The sequence below is a fragment of the Streptomyces sp. R33 genome, from assembly GCF_041200175.1.
GTDB lineage: Bacteria > Actinomycetota > Actinomycetes > Streptomycetales > Streptomycetaceae > Streptomyces > Streptomyces katrae_B.
Genome location: NZ_CP165727.1, coordinates 4,500,236 through 4,518,898 on the forward strand (window position 1 = coordinate 4,500,236; position 18,663 = coordinate 4,518,898).

Genomic DNA, 18,663 nt, shown 5'->3' on the forward strand with positions numbered 1-18,663 from the left:
CTCCCGCTACCGTGAGGGACGCCACCCGCAGCCCGGGCTCAGCCGTACGTGTCCCCCGGGCCCGTACTGCCCGGCGCGCGCAGCGGTCCGTACCGCTTCGGGCGTCCGCCCGGGCCCTGGACCTTGATCATCCGGACGGTTCCCTGCCCCAGGTCCGCGTTGAGCCGCGCCACCAGCTGCGGAGCCAGCAGCTTGAGCTGGGCCGCCCATGCCGAGGAATCACACCGCACGACCAGTTCACGGTCCTCGTACCGCTCCGGTTCACAGTGCGCCGCGATCTCCGGCCCGACGATCTCCGGCCAGCGCTCCATCACGCCCGCGACCGCCATCGGCATCTCCCAGCCGTGCTCCGTGCGCAGCCGGTCCAGCGCCGCCATCAGCGGCATCGGGTCGCGGCCGTCCGCGCGGGCACCCGAGCGCAGTCCCGGCTGCCGGCTCCCCTTCTTCCCGCCGGCCGCATTGCCCCGGGCCCGCGCCTGCTCACGGGCGGCCGCCAGCGCCTGCCGCGCGAGGTCCACGCCCGAGGGCTCCGGGACCTTGCGGGGTTCCTTCTTCTCGTCGCTCACAGCCGGGTCACCTCACCGCCGGACACCCCGAACCGGGTTCCCGCCAGGACACCCGGAACGTCGTCGTCCACCGCCGCCGTCACCAGCACCTGCTCGCCCGGAGCCACCAGCTCGGCCAGCCGCTCCCGGCGGCGTGCGTCCAGCTCCGCGAAGACGTCGTCCAGGATCAGCACCGGCTCGGCGCCCTCCGAGCGCAGCAGCTCGTACGAGGCCAGCCGCAGCGCCAGCGCGTACGACCAGGACTCGCCGTGGCTCGCGTATCCCTTGGCCGGGAGGTCGCCGAGGCGCAGCAGCACGTCGTCGCGGTGCGGGCCGACCAGGGTCACGCCGCGCTCGATCTCCTGCTTGCGCACCTCGGCCAGGGCCGCCAGCAGCACCTCGTACAGCGCTTCGCGCGTGCGCGCCGTACCGCCGTCGACCGCCTCGGCGGTGTCGGCGGTCTCGCCGCCCGCCGAGGACTTGTACGCGAGGCCCAGCGGGCCGCCGCCGGGCGCGAGCTGCTCGTACGCCTTGTCCGCCAGCGGCAGCAGCGTCACGATCAGGTCGAGGCGCTGCGCCAGCAGCTCCGCGCCCGCGCGCGCGAGGTGCTGGTCCCACACGTCGAGGGTGGACAGGTCCATGGAGCGGCCGCCGTGCCGGCGGGCCATCGCCGCCGACTTCAACAGGGTGTTCCGCTGCTTGAGCACCCGCTCGTAGTCCGACCGGACTGCCGCCATCCGCGGCGAGCGGGCCGTGACGAGCTCGTCGAGGAACCGCCGGCGCTCCCCGGGGTCCCCCTTCACCAGGGCCAGGTCCTCCGGCGCGAACAGCACCGTCCGTACGATCCCCAGCACATCCCGGGGCCTGACCTGCGAGGACCGGTTGATGCGGGCGCGGTTGGCCCGCCCCGGGTTCAGTTCCAGCTCCACCAGCTGCTGGCGCTCGCCGTGGGTGACGGCCGCGCGGATGATCGCGCGGTCCGCGCCCATCCGTACCAGCGGCGCGTCCGACGAGACGCGGTGGCTGCCCAGGGTCGCCAGGTAGCCGATGGCCTCGACCAGGTTCGTCTTGCCCTGGCCGTTGGGGCCGACGAAGGCGGTGACGCCCGGGTCGAGGGGAACCTCGGCCCGGGCGTACGAGCGGAAGTCGGCCAGTGAGAGATGCGAAACATGCATGCGACGCCGACCTCCCCCGGCTTCCTGCTGCTCTGCTCTGTGCTGCTGTGGTGCCGTGCCTCTTCGGCGGTCGGCTATGCCTTCTCGACCGCGTGGCCGCCGAACTGGTTGCGCAGCGCGGCGATCATCTTCATCTGCGGAGAGTCGTCCTGGCGGGACGCGAACCGCGCGAAGAGCGAGGCGGTGATCGCGGGCAGCGGCACGGCGTTGTCGATCGCCGCCTCGACCGTCCACCGGCCCTCGCCCGAGTCCTGCGCGAAGCCGCGCAGCTGCTCGAGGTGCTCGTCCTCGTCCAGCGCGTTCACGGCGAGGTCGAGCAGCCAGGAACGGATGACCGTTCCTTCCTGCCAGGACCGGAAGACCTCGCGGACGTCGGTGACCGAGTCCACCTTCTCGAGCAGCTCCCAGCCCTCGGCGTAAGCCTGCATCATGGCGTACTCGATGCCGTTGTGGACCATCTTCGCGAAGTGGCCCGCGCCGACCTTGCCGGCGTGCACGGCGCCGAACTCGCCCTCGGGCTTGAGGGCGTCGAAGATCGGCTGGACCCGTGCCACATGGTCCTTCGCGCCGCCGTACATGAGCGCGTAGCCGTTCTCGAGGCCCCACACGCCGCCGGAGACACCGCAGTCGACGAAGCCGATGCCCTTGGCCGCCAGCTGCTCGGCGTGCTTCTCGTCGTCGGTCCAGCGGGAGTTGCCGCCGTCGACCACGATGTCGCCGATCGAGAGCAGCTCCGCGAGCTCGTCGACGGTGGACTGCGTCGCCGCACCCGCCGGGACCATCACCCACACGACGCGGGGGGCCTGCAGGTTGTCCACAAGTTCCCGCAGGCTGTGGACATCGGCGAGGTCCGGGTTGCGGTCGTATCCGATGACGGTGTGGCCTGCGCGGCGGATGCGCTCGCGCATGTTGCCGCCCATCTTGCCGAGACCGACGAGACCAAGCTCCATCAGGTGGTTCCTTAAGCGTTGTGGCCGTCTGTGCCGGGTTCCCCGGAATCCCCTGGGGTACCCAGGCTCCGAGCCTACGCCGGGCGGTGCCGCGCGGCGCCACGGGCGCTCCTGGGCGGCCGTACGGGAGCCCGTACGCGGCACTGGACGGCGTTTGCGGGGTGCGTGCGTGTGGGGCGAACGCCGTCGGGCCCGGCCCCGCAGCCTGCGAGACCGGGCCCGACGAAGGCGTGCGTCAGCCGGACAGGCGCACCGGCATGATCAGGTACTTGTACGCCTCGTCGGCCTCGGCGTCGACCGCCGGGCGGCCGCTCAGCAGCGCCGGCTTCGTGGACGTGGTGAAGCTCAGCTGCGCGGCCGGGGAGTCGATCGCGCTCAGGCCGTCCAGCAGGAAGGTCGGGTTGAAGGCGATCGAGATGTCGTCGCCCTCGAGCTTGGCGTCCACACGTTCCACAGCCTGTGCATCGTCGGAGGAGCCCGCCTCCAGGATCAGCACGCCCTGCTCGAAGCTGAGGCGGACCGGGGTGTTGCGCTCGGCGACCAGGGCCACGCGCTTGACGGCCTCGACGAACGGGGCGGTCTCGATCACGGCGATGGAGTTGAACTCCGTCGGGAACAGCGTGCGGTACTTCGGCAGGTCGCCTTCGAGGAGGCGGGTGGTGGTGCGGCGGCCGGCGCCCTCGAAGCCGATGAGGCCCTCGCCCGCGCCGGAGCCCGAGAGCGCCAGGGTGACGGTGTCACCGCTGGTCAGGGACTTGGCGGTGTCCAGGAGCGTCTTGGCGGGCACCAGGGCCACGGCCGACGCGTCCGGGTTCTCCGGCTTCCACAGGAACTCGCGGACCGCGAAGCGGTAGCGGTCGGTGGAGGCCAGGGTGACGCGGTCGCCCTCGATCTCGATGCGGACACCGGTCAGCACGGGCAGCGTGTCGTCGCGGCCGGCGGCGATGGCGACCTGGGCGGCGGCGGAGGCGAAGACCTCACCGGGCACGGTGCCGGTCGCGGTCGGCATCTGCGGCAGCGCCGGGTACTCCTCCACAGGCAGGGTGTGGAGTGTGAATCGCGAGGAGCCGCAGACCACGGTCGCCCGTACACCGTCTGTGGAAATCTCCACCGGGCGGTTGGGGAGGGCGCGGCAGATGTCGGCGAGCAGCCGGCCGGAGACGAGGACGGTGCCGTCCTCCTCGACGTCCGCCTCGACCGAGACGCGGGCCGAGACCTCGTAGTCGAAGCCGGAGAGGGACAGGGTGCCCTCCTCGGCCTTCAGCAGCAGGCCCGCGAGAACGGGCACCGGCGGCCGGGCCGGGAGGCTACGGGCAGCCCAAGCCACCGCCTCCGCGAGTACGTCGCGCTCCACCCGGATCTTCACCGGAACCGCCTCCTGCTGTTGCTCGCTCGTCTGCCGGCCTTCGTCGTCGGCTCGATGCCCTCGATCCTCGATGCCCTCGATGGCTCGGAGCCTCGTTGCCGGGGACCAGTCTGACGTACGGCGCCGACAGTCGGTGCTGCCGGAGGTCAAGTCGGGAGCGAGGTGTCGGGGAGGCGTGCCCACCGAGTTGTGCACAGGACCCGCTTGAAAACCGAAACCGGCCTAACTCTCTATGGGGGTAGTAGTAGGGCCTGTGGAAACGGTGGATAAGCCCGTTCTCGCAGGTCAACCCGCGTTTTTTATCCACCGGGCCTGTGGGTGACACCGGTGGACAACACGGTGTCTCTGTGGAGAACGAAAAGTTCTGCACAGGCCGTCCCCAGGCGACCCCGACTACTCCACAGGTGTGTCCCCAGCTTTCCCCCGGTACTCCACAGCCCAAACGTCGACTTCTGTGTGACGGCTTTCACTCGGGTCGGTGACGGGAGGTGCAATGTTGCCGAACAGTGGACAACGGTGTGGGTAACTCGTCGGATCCTGTGCACAGGATCCGGCAACCTGTGGGTCGGCGGTGGACAGAGGCGTGGATGAGCCTGTGGATGAAACTTCTGTCCACAGCCTGTGGATGACGCTTGCGCACAATTCCACAGGGGGCTGACCAGGGTTGATGGGGCCTCATACTGCACCCCTGTGGACAGATTGTGGGCGACGGGAGCCGTCCCCACCCTGTGGACGGAGGAAAGTCCGGGAATCTGTGGATGAGTTGCTCCACAGGGGGCGTATTCGAACAGACCGCAGGCGCGCGGACGAAGAAGGGCGCCCCCGAAGTACCCCGGGAGCGCCCTCTGGATGTGTTTGAAGAGGCTCGGCTCGGCCGCCCTCAGCCGTTCTTGATGCGGTTGGTGAGCTCGGTGACCTGGTTGTAGATGGAGCGCCGCTCCGCCATCAGCGCGCGGATCTTGCGGTCCGCGTGCATGACGGTGGTGTGGTCGCGGCCGCCGAACTGCGCCCCGATCTTGGGCAGGGACAGGTCCGTGAGCTCCCGGCACAGGTACATGGCGATCTGCCGGGCGGTGACCAGGACGCGGCTGCGCGAGGAGCCGCACAGGTCGTCCACGGTGAGGCCGAAGTAGTCGGCGGTGGCCGCCATGATGTCCGACGCGGTGATCTCGGGCGCGGAGTCCTCGCCGCCGGGGATCAGGTTCTTGAGGACGTCCTCGGTCAGGCCCAGGTCGACCGGCTGCCGGTTCAGGCTCGCGAAGGCCGTGACCCGGATCAGCGCCCCCTCCAGCTCGCGGATGTTGCGCGAGATGCGGGAGGCGATGAACTCCAGTACCTCCGGCGGGGCGTTGAGCTGCTCCTGGACGGCCTTCTTGCGCAGGATCGCGATACGGGTCTCCAGCTCGGGCGGCTGGACGTCGGTGATCAGGCCCCACTCGAAGCGGTTGCGGAGCCGGTCCTCGAGGGTGACGAGCTGCTTGGGCGGCCGGTCGGAGGACAGCACGATCTGCTTGTTGGCGTTGTGGAGCGTGTTGAAGGTGTGGAAGAACTCCTCCTGCGTCGACTCCTTGCTCGCGAGGAACTGGATGTCGTCGACGAGCAGGATGTCCATCTCGCGGTAGCGCTTGCGGAACGCGTCGCCCTTGCCGTCGCGGATCGAGTTGATGAACTCGTTGGTGAACTCCTCGGAGCTCACGTACCGCACCCGGGTGCCGGGGTAGAGACTCCGCGCGTAGTGCCCGATGGCGTGCAGCAGATGCGTTTTGCCAAGACCCGATTCCCCGTAGATGAAGAGGGGGTTGTACGCCTTGGCGGGCGCTTCGGCGACGGCCACCGCGGCGGCGTGCGCGAAGCGGTTGGAGGCGCCGATGACGAAGGTGTCGAACAGGTACTTGGGGTTCAGCCGGGCGGTCGGCTCGAGCGGGCCCGAGGTGGAGCCGCCGGACGGGGCCGGGGGCGGCGCGGGCCGGCCGGGCGCCGGGCGCGGGGCCGGCTGCTCGTACTGCTGCTGTTCGTACTGATGGGACTGCTGCTGGCGGGGCTCGTACTGCTGCTGCTCGTACTGCTGCTGTTCGTAGCCGCCCTGTTCGTAGCCGCCCGGCTCGGACTGCTGGAGGTAGCCCGGCTGCGGGGAGGCGTACGGGTCGCGCTCGGGGAAGCCGCCGAGGCGCGGCTGCTGCCAGCCGTAGTCGTCCTGCTGGCCGCCGCGGGGCCAGGAGCCGGGCTCGGGGCGCGACTGCTGGTAGTCCGGGTAGGCGGGGCGGGCGGTCGGGAGCTGGTCGTCGGCCGGGCCACCGGGGCGCTGGCCGCCGTACGGCTCGTACGACTCGGGGCGCTGCTGCGCGGGGGCGGCCAGGGGCGCGGGCTCGCCGGCGGAGTCGTCCACGGTGATGGCGATGCGGATCGGGCGGCCGCACTCACGGCTGAGCGCATCGCTGATCAGCGGGGCGAGCCGGCCCTCCAGGACGCGCTTGCCGTACTCGTTGGGGACGGCGAGGAGCGCGGTGTCGGCGACGAGAGCCAGGGGCTGACAGCGTTCGACCCACTGCTTGTCCTTGGGTTCGATCGCCTGCTGTCCCTCCCCGAGGAGCTTTTCGAGCACCCTTGGCCACACTGCGGCAAGATCGGCAGGTACGTCAGCCACAGAGCACGCTCTCTCACAGGGGTCCCACGAATGTGTGGTTCTTTGGGACGGTCGGGACAAAAAATCCGGGATCAGACAACGGTAGTCAGGCCGACGGGTACGGTTCAAGTCGTTGTCCACAGCCTGTGCACAGTGTGGGGGCACGTAGCCTCGGTTTGACCGGATGGCGTAGCCGCGCGTACCGTAACGAGGTCGAGTTGTCGATGGCTGCTGCCGCCTGCCTACCGATGGGCGAAGGTCACCTTTTGTGATCGTTTAGCGGTGCCACTCGGGCGAACACGCGAGTTTCCTCGTGGGCGCACGGTGACAGCCAGGCGATGTCCCGCCACAACGATTTATTCTCTGGAGCCCCCGAGTGAGCAAGCGCACCTTCCAGCCGAACAACCGCCGTCGTGCCAAGACCCACGGCTTCCGCCTGCGGATGCGTACCCGTGCCGGTCGCGCGATCCTGGCGAACCGCCGTAGCAAGGGCCGCGCCGCCCTCTCCGCGTAACAACGCGCAGGTCGTGACGTCGTGCTGTCTCCCGAGAATCGGCTGAGGCGGCGCGAGGACTTCGCGAGCGCGGTACGTCGAGGCCGGCGGGCTGGTCGCCCGCTCCTCGTCGTCCACCTACGTACAAGCGGTGCAACGGACCCGCACGAGCCGGGGGAGATCGATCCCTCGACGCGTGCGGGTTTCGTCGTCAGCAAGGCCGTGGGTGGCGCCGTCGTCCGTAACCGGGTGAAGCGCCGTTTGCGCCATCTCGTCCGCGAGCGGCTGTCCCAGCTGCCCGCCGGTAGCCTGGTGGTGGTACGGGCATTGCCCGGCGCGGGTGATGCCGGTGTCGACGAACTGGCCCGGGACCTGGATGCCGCCCTGTCGCGGCTCCTGGGAGGCGTGGCTCGATGAAGTACCCGCTGCTCGCATTGATCAAGCTGTACCAGTGGACGATCAGTCCGCTGCTCGGGCCGGTGTGCCGTTACTACCCCTCGTGCTCGCACTACGGGTTCACGGCCATCGACCGGCATGGTGCGGTGAAGGGGACGGTTCTGACCGGCTGGCGGATCCTGCGGTGCAATCCGTGGTCCGCTGGTGGAGTCGATCATGTCCCACCCCGTAAACGCCCGCGTTGGCACGAGCAGCTGCGCAGTGCGTTGCGTAGATCTCGCAATGCTCAAGGAGCCTGATTAGTGGACACGATTGCCAGTCTGTTCAGCTTTATCACCACACCCGTCTCGTGGGTCATCGTCCAGTTCCACAGCCTGTACGGCGCCCTCTTCGGCCCGGACAGCGGCTGGGCCTGGGGCTTGTCCATCGTGTCCCTGGTGGTCTTGATCCGTATCTGCCTGATCCCGCTCTTCGTGAAGCAGATCAAGGCGACGCGCGGTATGCAGGCGCTCCAGCCGAAGATGAAGGCGATCCAGGAGCGCTACAAGAACGACAAGCAGCGCCAGTCCGAAGAGATGATGAAGCTGTACAAGGAGACGGGTACCAACCCGCTCTCCTCGTGCCTCCCCATCCTGGCGCAGTCCCCGTTCTTCTTCGCGCTCTACCACGTGCTCGCGAGCATCGCCAACGGCAAGACCATCGGCGTGATCAACGAGTCGCTGCTGGAGAGTGCCCGGCAGGCACACATCTTCGGTGCCCCGCTGGCGGCCAAGTTCACGGACAGCGAGGAGAAGGTCGCCGCGCTCGGCGCCTCCCTGACCGACGTCCGGATCGTGACCGCGGTCATGATCGTCCTGATGTCGCTGTCGCAGTTCTACACCCAGCGTCAGCTGATGCAGAAGAACGTCGACCTCTCGGTCAAGACGCCGTTCATGCAGCAGCAGAAGATGCTGATGTACATCTTCCCGCTGATCTTCGCGTTCATGGGCATCAACTTCCCCGTGGGTGTCCTCGTCTACTGGCTGACCACGAACGTGTGGACCATGGGCCAGCAGATGTACGTGATCAACCAGAACCCGACGCCGGGCAGCAAGGCGCAGGACCAGTACCTGACCCGTCTGCTGAAGCACGTCACCACGCACGGCGACGTCAAGGGCCGGAGCAAGAAGAAGATCGTCGCGGCGATCGTGGCCAAGGGGCCGGACCGCAACGACAACGAGCGCAAGTTCATCACGGCTCTCACGAAGCAGGGTCTGGCTGCCCAGGCGGACGGGTCTGTGATCAAGAGCGTCGAGGCCACGGCCGACTCGGACGCGGCGAGCGGTGGTGCCGCCAAGCGGCAACAGCCGAAGCGGCAGTCGAAGTCACAGCGTCAGACGCCCCCCAAGCCCTCTTCCAAGAAGTAAGAAGGAGTCCCTCCCGTGACGGAAGGCACCACCACCGCCGCCGCTGAGAGTGGCGACACCCTGACCCGCCTCGAGCAGGAGGGCGAGATCGCGGCCGACTACCTCGAGGGTCTGCTGGACATCGCCGACCTGGACGGGGACATCGACATGGACGTCGAGGCCGACCGGGCCGCGGTGTCGATCGTCAGTGACTCGGCCAGCCGTGACCTGCAGAAGCTCGTGGGCCGCGACGGTGAGGTCCTGGAGGCTCTGCAGGAGCTCACGCGCCTCGCCGTGCACCGGGAGACCGGAGACCGCAGCCGGCTGATGCTGGACATCGCCGGGTTCCGTGCGAAGAAGCGCGAGGAGCTGGCGGCACTGGGCGCCCAGGCGGCCGCGGACGTGAAGGCGTCCGGTGAACCGCTGAAGCTGGCGCCGATGACGCCCTTCGAGCGGAAGGTCGTCCACGACGCCGTGGCGGCTGCCGGTCTGAAGAGCGAGTCGGAGGGCGAGGAGCCGCAGCGCTTCGTCGTCGTGCTCCCGGCCTGATCGCAACCCTGACTGTTCGGCCCCGTCTGTGTCGCAGACGGGGCCGAAGTTTGTCAGCCTGGCAGTGCCCATCCGGGCGGGTACCAGTTTCAAGCAGTGCGTTTTCAACGATCCATGCGGTACGGAAGGACGGTCCCCGTGACGGAGGCAGCAGCGGAGCTTCCCCCGGCGCCCGAAGAGGCGCGCGCGGTGTTCGGTGAGTTTTTCCCGGAAGCTGTGCGGTATGCGGAGCTGCTGGCGGACGCGGGGGTCAAGCGCGGCCTGATCGGCCCGCGTGAGGTGCCACGGCTGTGGGAGCGGCACCTGCTGAACTGCGCGGTGCTCTCGGAGGTGGTGCCCGAGGGCGTCACCGTGTGCGATGTCGGCTCGGGTGCCGGCCTGCCCGGTATCCCGTTGGCTCTGGTGCGGCGCGATCTGAAGATCACGCTGCTGGAGCCGCTGCTGCGGCGTACGACCTTCCTGCAGGAGGCCGTGGAGCTGCTGGGCCTGGACCATGTCACGGTGGTGCGTGGCAGGGCCGAGGAGGTCCTCGGCAAGGTGCAGCCGGTGCATGTGGTGACGGCGCGCGCCGTGGCTCCGCTGGACCGGCTTGCGGGCTGGGGCGTGCCCCTGCTGCGCCCGTACGGGGAGATGCTGGCCCTGAAGGGCGACACCGCCGAGGAGGAGCTGGTGGCGGCGAAGGTCGCGCTGGCGAAGCTGGGTGTGGTGAAGACCTCGGTGCTGCACGTGGGCGAGGGTGTGGTGGATCCCATGTCGACGGTGGTCCGGGTCGAGGTCGGAGAAAGCCCCGGTGGGGTGAGGTTCGCGGCCAAGCGGGCTAAGGCCGCTCGCACCAGCCGGACCCGTCGGCGTCGCTGATTTCGGGTGTGTTGAGCCCTATAGGTATGCATTTCGGAGTGTCGTAGCGGCCTGATGACTCCGTCCGGGCATCGTGTTTCACGTGAAACGTCGCTCTCTGCTGCACGGAATCATCAGCCGCGGCCGTGCGGCTGCGTCCCCCCGCCAACGCAAGAACGAAGGGGGGACGGAGTTGTCCACATCGGTGGATTCATCCACAGGAGTACGGGCCCCGCTGGTTCGCGACCCCGATGCCATGGCAGGCTCTGTTCATCGCGAGCCTGATGTCGAGGAGAGTGACACCGTGCGGTCCGACGCCAACCTCGCGGGGCCGATGGCCGATCCGGTCCCCGGTCCCCGCTCTGAATCGGCGCGCGAGGATGTTTCACGTGAAACATCCTCGCCCCTTGTAGACAACGACACACCCATCGGCCGTGCCGCCCAGCTGGCGGTCGAGGCGTTGGGGCGCGCCGGCGAAGGGCTGCCCCGCCCGGAGCAGACGCGGGTCATCGTGGTCGCCAACCAGAAGGGCGGCGTGGGCAAGACCACGACGACCGTGAACCTGGCGGCCTCGCTGGCTCTGCACGGAGCGCGGGTCCTGGTGGTCGACCTCGACCCCCAGGGCAACGCCTCCACGGCGCTCGGTATCGACCACCACGCGGATGTGCCCTCGATCTACGACGTACTCGTGGACAGCCGGCCGCTGCTGGAGGTCGTCCAGCCGGTGGTGGACGTGGAGGGGCTCTTCTGCGCTCCGGCCACGATCGACCTGGCGGGTGCGGAGATCGAGCTGGTGTCGCTGGTGGCCCGGGAGAGCCGGCTGCAGCGGGCCATCCAGGCGTACGAGCAGCCGCTCGACTACATCCTGATCGACTGCCCGCCCTCGCTGGGGCTGCTGACGGTGAACGCGCTGGTGGCCGGCGCCGAGGTGCTGATCCCGATCCAGTGCGAGTACTACGCGCTGGAGGGGTTGGGTCAGCTGCTGCGGAATGTCGACCTGGTGCGGGCCCACCTGAACCCCACGCTGCATGTCTCGACGATCCTGCTGACGATGTACGACGGCAGGACCCGGCTGGCTTCGCAGGTGGCGGAGGAGGTGCGCACCCACTTCGGCAAGGAGGTGCTGCGCACGAGCATCCCGCGGTCGGTGCGTATTTCCGAGGCGCCGAGCTACGGCCAGACCGTGCTCACCTACGATCCGGGTTCCAGCGGTTCTCTCTCCTACCTGGAAGCGGCGCGTGAGATCGCGCTGCGGGGGGCCGGAATTTCGTACGACGCCCAGCACGCCCATCTGGGCGCGGGCATGAACAGCACGCAGAGTGTGGCGGAGGGGATCCAGTGAGTGAGCGACGTAGAGGTCTGGGACGGGGGCTCGGTGCGCTGATCCCCGCAGCTCCGCAGGAGAAGACGCCGCCGGTGACCGGTGCCGGGTCGACGTCCCCGTCGGCGGTGCCGGTCATGACATCGGAGCGCGGAATCGCGGCGGCGAAGCTGGCTTCGCTGGCGCAGGCGGATGTTTCACGTGAAACATCGACGGTTGCGGTCGCAGTGGCGGATGAGCCGGCGGCATGGGAGCCGGAGGCCAATGTGGTCGCCGGGGCGACGTTCGCCGAGCTTCCGATGGATGCGATCACGCCGAACCCGCGGCAGCCCCGTGAGGTCTTCGACGAGGACGCGCTGGCGGAGCTCGTGACCTCCATCCAGGAGGTGGGTCTGCTGCAGCCGGTGGTGGTGCGGCAGTCGGCTCCGGGCCGCTACGAGCTCATCATGGGCGAGCGCCGTTGGCGGGCGTGCCGGGAGGCCGGGCTGGAGCGCATTCCGGCGATCATCCGCGCGACGGACGACGAGAAGCTGCTGCTGGACGCACTGCTCGAGAACCTGCACCGGGCGCAGCTGAACCCGCTGGAGGAGGCGGCTGCGTACGACCAGCTGCTCCAGGACTTCAACTGCACGCATGACCAGCTGGCGGACCGGATCGGGCGCTCGCGCCCGCAGGTGTCGAACACGCTGCGTCTGCTGAAGCTGTCGCCGCCGGTGCAGCGCCGCGTGGCCGCGGGTGTGCTCTCCGCGGGACATGCGCGGGCACTGCTGTCGGTGGAGGAGTCCGAGGTCCAGGACCGTCTGGCACACCGCATCGTGGCCGAGGGCCTGTCGGTGCGCGCGGTCGAGGAGATCGTGTCGCTGATGGGCTCGGAGCCCTCCGGAGCCGTGAAGCCGAAGGGTCCGCGGGCGGGAGCCCGGGTGGCTCCGGCGCTCAGCGAGCTGGCGACGCGGCTGTCGGACCGGTTCGAGACCCGCGTGAAGGTGGATCTGGGCCAGAAGAAGGGGAAGATCACCGTCGAGTTCGCCTCGATGGAGGATCTGGAGCGGATTCTGGGGACGCTGGCACCGGGCGAGGGCCGGGTCCTGGAGCAGGGTCTGTCCGGGGAGTGAGTCCCCGGCCGCCGAGGGGCGGGCCGTGCCGGTGCGAACCGGCGCGGTCCGCCCCTTTGCCTTGTAGCGGTTTCTCCTGATTCGGGCAGTGGATACGATGCGCTCATGGGGCGTCGGTTGGTACCACTCACGCTGGACAACCTTCAGGACCTGCCCAGGCGTTGCCGGTCCTGTGTGTTCTGGGAGTTGGATCCGGTCAGCGGTGAGGCCGCCGTGAAGGCGGGTACACCGGCGCTGGAGAAGGAGGCGTGGATCTCCGCCGTCCTTCTGGATTGGGGTTCGTGCGGCCGCGTGGTCTACGTGGACGATGTCCCGGTGGGATTCGTGCTGTACGCGCCGCCTGCGTATGTACCGCGGGCCGCGTCCTTTCCGACGAGTCCGGTGTCGCCGGATGCGGTGCAGCTGATCACGGCGTGGATCATGCCGGGCTATCAGGGGCAGGGCCTGGGACGGGTGATGGTCCAGACAGTGGCCAAGGACCTGCTGCGGCGCGGGTTCAAGGCGATCGAGGCGTTCGGAGACGCGCGGTGGGAGGGCCCGGCGTGCCTGCTGCCTGCGGACCACTTGCTGGCCGTGGGCTTCAAGACGGTACGGCCGCATCCCGTGCATCCGCGGCTGAGGCTGGAGATGCGCTCGACGCTCTCGTGGAAGGAAGACGTGGAACTCGCGCTGGACCGGCTGCTCGGTGCGGCGCGGAAGGAGCCCGCGCTGCGTCCGCTGTGACGGCCGGACGGCCTGTGATGTGCGAACGGGGCCGCCCCTTGCGGGGGCGGCCCCGTTTCACGTGGAACTCACCCGGCTGCCGCCGGGCGGAGCCCCGGCCGTCAGACGGCCTTGGCCTCGATGAACTCCCCGAGGTCGCGCAGGATGGCGGCCTTCGGCTTGGCACCGACGATGGTCTTGGCGACCTCGCCGCCCTTGTAGACGTTCAGCGTCGGGATGGACATGACGCCGTACTTGGCGGCGGTGGCCGGGTTCTCGTCGATGTTGAGCTTGACGATCTCGATCTGGTCGCCGTACTCGGCGGCGATGGCCTCGAGGGACGGCGCGATCTGGCGGCACGGGCCGCACCAGGCGGCCCAGAAGTCCACGAGGACGGGCTTGTCGCTGCCGAGGACCTCGGTGTCGAAGTCAGCGTCGGTCACGTTCTTGAGGGTGCCGGCCACAGCGGCCTCCTATTTCTTCCTGCGGGGTGTGGGGTGGGGGGTGTGCGTGGGGGTCAGACCGTCGCGTGGGCCTTCTCGGCGTCCGCGAGGGCAGCGAGGAAGCGCTCGGCGTCGAGGGCCGCGGAGCAGCCGGTGCCCGCGGCGGTGATGGCCTGGCGGTACGTGTGGTCCACGACGTCGCCGGCGCCGAACACGCCGGTGAGGTTGGTGCGCGTCGAGGGGGCGTCGACCTTGAGGTAGCCCTCCTCGTCGAGCTCGAGCTGGTCCTTGAACAGCTCGGTCCGCGGGTCGTGGCCGACGGCGATGAAGAGGCCCGTCACCGGGAGCTCGGAGGTCTCACCGGTCTTGGTGTTGCGCAGGGTGAGGCCGGAGAGCTTCTGCTCGCCGTGGATCACGGCGACCTCGCTGTCCCAGGCGAACTTGATCTTCGGGTCGGCGAACGCGCGGTCCTGCATGGCCTTCGAGGCACGCAGGCTGTCGCGGCGGTGCACGATGGTGACGGACTTGGCGAACCGGGAGAGGAAGGTCGCTTCCTCGATCGCGGTGTCGCCGCCGCCGACGACGGCGATGTCCTGGTCCTTGAAGAAGAACCCGTCGCAGGTTGCGCACCAGGAAACACCGCGGCCGGAGAGGGCGTCCTCGTTCGGCAGGCCGAGCTTGCGGTGCTGGGAGCCGGTGGTGACGATCACGGCCTTGGCGCGGTGCACGGTGCCGGCGGTGTCGGTGACGGTCTTGATCTCACCGGTGAGGTCCACGGACACGATGTCGTCGGGGACCAGCTCGGCGCCGAAGCGCTCGGCCTGGCCGCGCATGTTGTCCATGAGGTCCGGACCCATGATGCCGTCCTGGAAGCCGGGGAAGTTCTCGACCTCGGTGGTGTTCATCAGCGCACCACCGGCGGTGACGGCGCCTTCGAAGACCAGCGGCTTGAGCGAAGCGCGTGCGGTGTACAGGGCTGCCGTGTAACCGGCCGGCCCGGAACCGATGATGATCACGTTTCGTACGTCGCTCACGGGTTTTTTCCTCGTCTCTGTGGACTGCGCACTGCTTGCCGGGGGGCCGGTGTGGACTCTCACCCCACCCAACGGATCCTACGGCGCTTGCATTCCCGGCCCGCTCCCTCGCGGGCCCGAAGCTGTCAGCTCCGGGGGTATGTCCTGGTCAGCAACGGTTTGCTGGGGCCGGCCGATGGGGTGTTCGTGCACTCGGTACCCACGAGGTAGGCGTCCACACGGGCAGAGTCGCCGGGGTGCGGCAGTACGAGGAGGTATACCTCGGTGCCCTCGTAGTTGCCCTGCTCGGCGGCGAGCGGGGTGTCGGGGCGACCGGTGGCGCCCTGGACGCAGGGCGGGACCGGGGAGGATTCCGTGCGGTTGCGGTCACCGGGGGCCAGCCCAGGTGAGGGAGTGGTGTTCTCCAACCCGTACGTGTTGTTCGGCTGTTCTCCCTGCGGCGAGGTCTTGGCGCCCTGCCCGGGGACCAGGAGCCGGTGGACGCTGCCCTGGAGGCCCTGCGCGGTGTACGTACCGTCCGTGGGGGCCTCGGCAGCCGTGCTCGTGCCGGATTTGCGGGCGGCGGTGTCCGGGGAGCCGGTTCCGAGCAGGTTGCCCGCAAGGAAGATGCCGAGGGCGCAGGCGGCTGCTCCGGCGAGGCCCGCGATGACGGCGATGCGGCGGCGGGCGCGGCGGCGTCCTGGGCCGGTTGCTCCGGCCGGGTGACCGGCGGGCCGCCGCGTACCCGGACCGGCGGGTGCGGCAGGCGATGTTTCACGTGAAACATCGTGCGGCGTGCCGGGCTCGGAGGCCTGGGCGGCCCCCGCCCTGGGCGTGGTGGAGTCGAGGAGGGCCTCGGCGGCGAGGGCGGCGTCGATACGCCCGGCGATGTCGGAGGGCATGCGAGGGGGCCCCGGCAAGGTGCCGAGGAGCGCCCGGATCTCCTCCAAGGAGGCGTGGACGTCGGCGCACAGCGGGCAGTCGCCCAGATGGCGGCGTACCTCGGCGGTCCGGACCGGGGACAGGAGCCCTTCGGTCAGGTCGGAGATCTCCGAGACGTCAGGGTGCCGGATCGTGCCGGTTGCGGGAGTCACGTTCGTCCACCTCCGCCCTTCACCGTGTCTGCGTCTGGGGCTGGCTGACTGGGGTCTGCCGCTGGTGGGACGGGCGTCCCCGGCGTCCGGTTCCTTCCCCGCTCGGCGGCGGTGTTATCCCCGGCATTCGAGCGCAGATGAGTGAGCATCGGCAGGAGTTTCGCCCGGCCGCGCGCGCAGCGGCTCTTCACGGTGCCGGTGGGGACGTCGAGGATACGTGCGGCCTCGGCGACGGGGTATCCCTGCATGTCGACGAGGACGAGGACGGCCCGCTGCTCGGCCGGCAGCGTGCCGAGGGCGGCCAGGAGCTGCCGGTGGAGCTCCTGGCGCTCCGCGGGGGCCTCGGCGGACTCGTGGGGCTCCAGGAGGCGCTCCAGGCGCTCTGTGTCGTCGAGGGGTGCCGTCCTGCGGGAGGCCGTCTTGCGGGCCCGGTCGAGGCAGGCGTTGACGGTGATGCGGTGCAGCCAGGTCGTGACGGCCGATTCCCCGCGGAAGGTGTGGGCGGCCCGGTAGGCGGAGACGAGGGCGTCCTGCACGGCGTCGGCGGCCTCCTCGCGGTCGCCGAGCGTGCGCAGGGCCACCGCCCACAGCCGGTCGCGGTGCCGCCGCACGAGCTCCCCGAACGCGTCGGGATCACCGGCGGTATGCAGCGCCAGCAGTTCCTGGTCGCTCCGGTCGTCTCCCGTTGCAGAGTGCATCACACCTCGCTTCTTCCCGGGATGGAGCGTAGAGCCTGTGCGAGCCGCGCACGAGGGGCCGGTTCACACGCCGGGAGCCACGGTCCGCCGCGGGGATGACTCCCCGGCCGCACCATGGCTCCCTCGCCGTGCGGTGGGCTCAGTCGGCCGGCCCGAGCACCTTGATCTCGCTGATTCCGCCGCGGTAGCCGTCCCCACTGCCGTCGGACGGCAGTGTGGTGATGTGGACGAGCACGAAGCGGGTCTTGATCGGGGTGTCCACGGTCGCCTGCAACTTCTTCCCCGTGTTGCCCAGTTTGACGAGCTCCTGGGGGAAGTCGGAGACACCGTGCGGCGAGGAGGTCTCCGGGGCGGCGGCGCGGACCTCGACCTTGTGTCCCGCGGCGTACATGTCCGCCTCGATGCCCGTCACCTCCTGGACGCTGCCGAGATCGACGACGATGCCACTGCCGTCGTCGTAGCTGTCCAGGTTGCCGAACTTTCCGCCGTAGCCGTAGAAGATCTTGGTGATCCACGCGGTGTCGGGGTTGCCGTCGACGGCCTTGCCGGCGTCCTCGGGTTTGATCGGGTCCTTGCCGAAGGTGACGGCGCTGCCGATGTGCAGCGGCTTGCTCTCCTTGGGCTTCTTCTCGTCCTCGTTCGTCTTCGTGGACTGCGAGTTGCTGGGACCGCCGCCGTCGCCCTTGCCGCGGTCCAGGAGGGTGTCGGCGAGCTGCCAGCTGCCCAGCCCCAGGGCGGCGATCAGCAGGGCGGCGACACCCCACTTCAGAACCCGGCCGGTGCGGCTCTGCAGCGGGGCCGGCGGGACGGCGACGGGCTGGGTCACGCGCACGCCGGGGTGCGCCGGCGGCCGGCCGTAGCTGCCCTGCTGGTAGGTGGTGTGCTGGTACTCGGGAGGCGCGGTGAAAGCGGGCTCCGGCGGCTTGATGCGGGGCATCGCGGCGACGGCCTTGGCCAGTTCCTCCGGGGTGGTGCAGGCAGGCTCCTGGCGGGAAGCGGTGGCCCCGTCGTTGGCGAGGGCACGCATGGCGAGCTCCCCCAGCCCCCGGTGCACCCCGGCGCGGACCTGGTCGGGGGCGATCAGCCCGACGCCCTTGGGCAGGCCGGTGAGACCGTAGGCGTCGACCTCGTACGGCCAGCGCTGGGTCAGGGCGGCGTACAGCAGTGCGCCGATGGCCTCGGTGTCCGCGCGCTGCGGGGTGTCGCTGGTGATGCCGCGCAGGGCGGCGTTCACGGCGAGCCCGCGGATCCGGTACTGGCCCGTGGAGGTGCGCAGTATCGCGCTCGGTGTCAGGCGCAGGTGGGCGAGGCCCTCGCGGTGCGCGGCGGCCATGGCCTGGGAGACCTGGGTGACGAGCTGGTAGGCCTCGTGGGGCTCCAGGGGGCCCGCGGCGAGGAGTGCGGTCAGCTCGGTGGCGTCGGGCAGCCACTCGTGGACGACGTAGACGAGGTCGTTCTCTTCCACGGCGTCGAGGACGTGGACGAACCGCGGGTCGCCGAGCAGCGCGGAGGAGCGGGCGGCGGCCAGGACGGCGCGGGCCCGAGGGTGGTCGGCAGGCAGCAGATGGACGCCCACGGCCCGGCGCAACTTCTCGTCCATCGCGCGCCAGCTGCTGAATCCGTCCAGACGGGTGACGCACTCTTCGAGGCGGTAGCGCCTCGCGAGCTTGTGGCCGCTGTGCAGTTCGGGGGCGGCAGCAGGGGCCGCTTTTCTGCGTTCGCCGTCCTTTTCTGGCATGGGTCCGTCCGCGGCTCGTCCGTTCTGGGTGTCCACCCCGTCGGCCGTGGCCTTTGCCGCATCTGCGGCCGGCGGCTCATCGCCGCCGTTGTCGGCCACGTCGACGGCAGCCGTGCTACGTTCCGCCACCGTCGTTCCTGCCTCCCCATCCGTTACGCGCTGTCGGCCAGTCTGCGAAGCCATGCCAATTGTGCCCACAGTCCGGCGCTATGCACGACACGCG

The 18,663-nt window shown here is 69.7% G+C and carries 19 protein-coding genes; 9 read left to right on the forward strand and 10 right to left on the reverse strand.

The features are described from left to right. Window positions 1–38: 38 nt before the first annotated feature. The 5 genes from AB5J51_RS20565 to dnaA all read right to left on the reverse strand — a co-directional run bounded on the left by AB5J51_RS20565 (window position 39) and on the right by dnaA (window position 6,824). The gene (locus tag AB5J51_RS20565; protein ID WP_030292652.1) at window positions 39–566 is read right to left on the reverse strand and encodes a DUF721 domain-containing protein; all 528 of its coding nucleotides are present in this window, start codon (window positions 564–566) and stop codon (window positions 39–41) included. Next, window positions 563–1,720, reverse strand: a complete 1,158-nt coding sequence (gene recF / locus AB5J51_RS20570; protein WP_136224989.1) for a DNA replication/repair protein RecF — start codon at window positions 1,718–1,720, stop codon at window positions 563–565. The genes AB5J51_RS20565 and recF overlap by 4 nt, the downstream gene beginning before the upstream one ends. Window positions 1,721–1,794: 74 nt before the next feature. Then, window positions 1,795–2,670 carry a phosphogluconate dehydrogenase (NAD(+)-dependent, decarboxylating) gene (gnd, locus tag AB5J51_RS20575; RefSeq protein ID WP_030292648.1) on the reverse strand — a complete coding sequence of 292 codons (876 nt, stop codon included), beginning with the start codon at window positions 2,668–2,670 and terminating at the stop codon, window positions 1,795–1,797. 235 nt (window positions 2,671–2,905) lie between these two features. Further along, complete coding sequence (gene dnaN / locus AB5J51_RS20580; RefSeq protein ID WP_030153167.1) at window positions 2,906–4,036, reverse strand: DNA polymerase III subunit beta; 1,131 nt, start codon at window positions 4,034–4,036, stop codon at window positions 2,906–2,908. 880 nt (window positions 4,037–4,916) lie between these two features. Beyond that, complete coding sequence (dnaA, locus tag AB5J51_RS20585) at window positions 4,917–6,824, reverse strand: chromosomal replication initiator protein DnaA (protein WP_369778257.1); 1,908 nt, start codon at window positions 6,822–6,824, stop codon at window positions 4,917–4,919. Between the two features lie 211 nt (window positions 6,825–7,035). Between dnaA and rpmH the strand changes: the two genes are divergently transcribed. From rpmH to AB5J51_RS20630, 9 genes are all read left to right on the forward strand, one after another. After that, window positions 7,036–7,173 (forward strand): 50S ribosomal protein L34, encoded by a 138-nt coding sequence (rpmH, locus tag AB5J51_RS20590; RefSeq protein ID WP_018547628.1) that lies wholly within the window; start codon window positions 7,036–7,038, stop codon window positions 7,171–7,173. A 21-nt stretch (window positions 7,174–7,194) separates the two neighbouring features. Continuing rightward, window positions 7,195–7,569 (forward strand): ribonuclease P protein component, encoded by a 375-nt coding sequence (rnpA, locus tag AB5J51_RS20595; protein WP_078987192.1) that lies wholly within the window; start codon window positions 7,195–7,197, stop codon window positions 7,567–7,569. Beyond that, the gene (gene yidD / locus AB5J51_RS20600; protein WP_078613072.1) at window positions 7,566–7,847 is read left to right on the forward strand and encodes a membrane protein insertion efficiency factor YidD; all 282 of its coding nucleotides are present in this window, start codon (window positions 7,566–7,568) and stop codon (window positions 7,845–7,847) included. The genes rnpA and yidD overlap by 4 nt, the downstream gene beginning before the upstream one ends. Before the next feature lie 3 nt (window positions 7,848–7,850). Next, window positions 7,851–8,954, forward strand: coding sequence for a membrane protein insertase YidC (gene yidC / locus AB5J51_RS20605; RefSeq protein ID WP_053785487.1), 1,104 nt, complete (start codon window positions 7,851–7,853; stop codon window positions 8,952–8,954). A gap of 15 nt (window positions 8,955–8,969) precedes the next feature. Continuing rightward, window positions 8,970–9,482, forward strand: coding sequence for a R3H domain-containing nucleic acid-binding protein (locus AB5J51_RS20610; RefSeq protein ID WP_030153171.1), 513 nt, complete (start codon window positions 8,970–8,972; stop codon window positions 9,480–9,482). 114 nt (window positions 9,483–9,596) lie between these two features. After that, complete coding sequence (gene rsmG / locus AB5J51_RS20615; protein ID WP_037634083.1) at window positions 9,597–10,340, forward strand: 16S rRNA (guanine(527)-N(7))-methyltransferase RsmG; 744 nt, start codon at window positions 9,597–9,599, stop codon at window positions 10,338–10,340. 235 nt (window positions 10,341–10,575) lie between these two features. Then, window positions 10,576–11,661: a ParA family protein gene (locus tag AB5J51_RS20620; protein WP_078613071.1), complete on the forward strand. Its 1,086-nt coding sequence runs from the start codon at window positions 10,576–10,578 to the stop codon at window positions 11,659–11,661. Continuing rightward, window positions 11,658–12,752 (forward strand): ParB/RepB/Spo0J family partition protein, encoded by a 1,095-nt coding sequence (locus AB5J51_RS20625; protein WP_078987191.1) that lies wholly within the window; start codon window positions 11,658–11,660, stop codon window positions 12,750–12,752. The genes AB5J51_RS20620 and AB5J51_RS20625 overlap by 4 nt, the downstream gene beginning before the upstream one ends. Window positions 12,753–12,857: 105 nt before the next feature. Continuing rightward, the gene (locus AB5J51_RS20630; protein WP_053785486.1) at window positions 12,858–13,475 is read left to right on the forward strand and encodes a GNAT family N-acetyltransferase; all 618 of its coding nucleotides are present in this window, start codon (window positions 12,858–12,860) and stop codon (window positions 13,473–13,475) included. A gap of 101 nt (window positions 13,476–13,576) precedes the next feature. On the opposite strand, the gene trxA is transcribed toward AB5J51_RS20630, so the two are convergent. The 5 genes from trxA to AB5J51_RS20655 form a co-directional block, all read right to left on the reverse strand. Further along, window positions 13,577–13,918 carry a thioredoxin gene (trxA, locus tag AB5J51_RS20635; RefSeq protein WP_053785485.1) on the reverse strand — a complete coding sequence of 114 codons (342 nt, stop codon included), beginning with the start codon at window positions 13,916–13,918 and terminating at the stop codon, window positions 13,577–13,579. 53 nt (window positions 13,919–13,971) lie between these two features. After that, on the reverse strand, window positions 13,972–14,931 hold the full coding sequence (gene trxB, locus AB5J51_RS20640) for a thioredoxin-disulfide reductase (RefSeq protein WP_053785484.1): 960 nt from the start codon (window positions 14,929–14,931) through the stop codon (window positions 13,972–13,974). Window positions 14,932–15,056: 125 nt separating this feature from the next. Beyond that, window positions 15,057–16,004 (reverse strand): anti-sigma factor, encoded by a 948-nt coding sequence (locus tag AB5J51_RS20645; RefSeq protein ID WP_369778259.1) that lies wholly within the window; start codon window positions 16,002–16,004, stop codon window positions 15,057–15,059. Beyond that, window positions 16,001–16,702, reverse strand: coding sequence for an RNA polymerase sigma factor SigM (gene sigM / locus AB5J51_RS20650; RefSeq protein ID WP_136224991.1), 702 nt, complete (start codon window positions 16,700–16,702; stop codon window positions 16,001–16,003). The genes AB5J51_RS20645 and sigM overlap by 4 nt, the downstream gene beginning before the upstream one ends. Window positions 16,703–16,841: 139 nt before the next feature. Then, window positions 16,842–18,569: a protein kinase family protein gene (locus AB5J51_RS20655; RefSeq protein ID WP_136224992.1), complete on the reverse strand. Its 1,728-nt coding sequence runs from the start codon at window positions 18,567–18,569 to the stop codon at window positions 16,842–16,844. Window positions 18,570–18,663: the final 94 nt, after the last annotated feature.